The 564-nt window shown below is 33.2% G+C and carries 1 protein-coding gene; it reads left to right on the plus strand.

The annotated features are described in order from the left end of the window. On the plus strand, positions 1 to 564 hold a 564-nt coding region (locus tag AAOP42_RS00675), incomplete at both ends, for a right-handed parallel beta-helix repeat-containing protein (protein WP_349526524.1).

Here is a 564-nt window from a genome sequence, read left to right on the forward strand (position 1 = left end):
CAAATGTTTAGAGGATATAAGCGCTATGAATCTGCGGGAATAAAATTCCATAACAATGCAAATAGTGTTGTATCTGAAAATCTGGTTACAGATAATTTCACTTATGGAATTTGGTTTGACAATAAATATCCGAATGCCAGAGTGTCAAGGAATGTTATTGCTAATAATCTACGCAGTGGAATCTTTTTGGAAATGGGCGATTATGATTTTGGCACTGTGTTGATTGATCATAATATTATAATGGATAATGTTGAAAATCAGATTTACATTCATGATGCTTCGGGAGGGCTCTTTGTAAACAATCTGGTTTCAGGTACAAGTATTGAAAAAAATAAGGATGAGAAAAACAGGAGTAAATATGGTCAGGCTGTATATATAAGACAAGTGGGTGCTAGAACCAAGACCTATCATCATGCTTTTTATAATAATATATTTTGTGGTAATGATATAATTTACGACATCAATTATCCGATGTTAAGAAGTGGAGAGCAGCGCTTTTTGGGGAATGTCTATGACAAAAGTGCATTACAAAATACGATGAAAATTAATCCAACATCAGATGTT

The organism is Reichenbachiella sp. MALMAid0571 (assembly GCF_040151475.1).
Lineage (GTDB): Bacteria > Bacteroidota > Bacteroidia > Cytophagales > Cyclobacteriaceae > CAXBNB01.